Raw genomic sequence first — 1,626 nt, 5'->3', positions numbered from 1 at the left:
GCGTTGGCGGCGCCGCTCTTCGGGATGCCGCGGTCGCGCCACAGCCGGTACAGGTCCCGCGGCAGCTGCGCGCCGCGCGGCCAGGGGCGGTGCGCGGCGTTCGCGACCATGCGGCCGAAACGCATGGTGGCCGACTGTTCGAGCGCCGACAGCCGGGCCTGGGTCATGGCCAGCTGCATCCGGGTGTCACGGAGCTGGCGGGCGAGCCGCTCGCGTTCCGCGGCCATCCCGGCGTCGTCGGACAGGCCGGCGCCTGCGGGCCGGCCGGCGTCCGCCGTCATCTCCTGGCCCTGCGCGCCGTCCGGGGCACCCGCCGGCGTCATGTCGGTCATGCTGCCTTCAGCCACGTCGTGATGATCCGGGCGATCCGCGGCCCGGCGTGGCCGTCCCACAGCGGCGGGAGCTCGCCGGTGTACGGGCCGTCGTCGCACGCCTTGAGCACCGCGGCGGCCAGCTCGTCCCTGGTGATGAGCCGGTTGCTGCCGCTGGTGACGGTGATCGGGCGCTCGGTGTTGGGGCGCAGTGTGAGGCAGGGCACGCGAAGCAGCGTAGTCTCCTCTTGCACGCCGCCCGAATCGGTCACGACAGCCGATGCGCCGCGCACCAGCGACATGAACTCGAGGTAGCCCAGCGGGTCGATCACGCGGACCCGCGGCGCGTCGAGGAGACCCGCCGCCTCGAGCGTGGCGCGGCCGCGCGGGTGCAGCGGGATGATCACGTCCAGCTCGGCCGCGACCTCGTGCAAGGCGCTGACCAGCTCCTGGGCGCGATCAGGCGAGTCGACGTTCGCCGGCCGGTGCAGGGTGGCGACCACGTACCGCCGGTCCCCGAGACCGTGCGAAGAACGCGCGGCCGCCGCGTCGAACACCGGCAGGTTCGCGAGCAGCGTGTCGATCATCGGGTTGCCGACGAAGTACACGGCGCCGGCGGGCCTGCCCTCACGCGCCAGGTGTCCCACCGCCTCAGGGGACGTCACGAACAGCAGCGAGCACAGCTGGTCGGTGAGCCGCCTGTTGATCTCCTCGGGCATGGTGTCGTCAAAGCTGCGCAGCCCCGCCTCGACGTGCGCGAGCGGGACGCCGAGCTTGGCCCCGGCGAGCGACGCCCCGATCGTCGAGTTCACGTCGCCGTACACGACCGCGAGCGCGGGCGGCGTCCGCGTGAATTCCTCCTCCATGCCGACCATGACCTCGGCGGTCTGCCTGGCCTGCGTGCCCGACCCGACGCCGAGGTTGACGTCCGGCCGCGGCAGGCCGAGCTGAACGAAGAAAATCTCCGACATGCGCTCGTCGTAATGCTGCCCGGTATGCACCACACGCTGCGCAAAACCGAGCGTGGCCAGCGCGCGGATCACCGGCGCGGCCTTGACGAAATTCGGCCTGGCCCCGAGCACATGCGTGATCGTGCCGCCCAAATTACCTCCCTGGGGTCGTACCACGGCTAATATCTCCCCGCGTGACTGTACAGCCGACGCCGCGCGCCGTAGTGCTCGCCGTGTCCGTGACACTGCGGCACGTCGCGGATGATCCGGTCCGGGCACTGACGCTGGCCTGGCGGGCGCTGCCTGCCCCGATGCGCCGCTGGGTCAGGCTCGCGGGCCCGTACGGCCGGGCGGCGGCGCTGTGG

Annotated in this window: 1 protein-coding gene and 1 pseudogene; both read right to left on the bottom strand. The window is 72.4% G+C overall.

Annotation, left to right across the window (positions count from 1 at the left end; all coding sequences use genetic code 11):
• Positions 1–347, bottom strand: a pseudogene (locus tag WA805_RS26620) (hypothetical protein); the annotation flags it as partial.
• Positions 329–1,414, bottom strand: a complete 1,086-nt coding sequence (gene wecB, locus WA805_RS26615) for a non-hydrolyzing UDP-N-acetylglucosamine 2-epimerase (protein WP_425243718.1) — start codon at positions 1,412–1,414, stop codon at positions 329–331. The pseudogene WA805_RS26620 and the gene wecB, both read right to left, overlap by 19 nt.
• Between the last annotated feature and the right edge of the window lie 212 nt (positions 1,415–1,626).

It is taken from the genome of Trebonia sp. (genome assembly GCF_049794275.1).
In the GTDB taxonomy this organism is placed as follows: domain Bacteria; phylum Actinomycetota; class Actinomycetes; order Streptosporangiales; family Streptosporangiaceae; genus Trebonia.
This window is presented reverse-complemented; position numbering and strand designations above follow the sequence as displayed.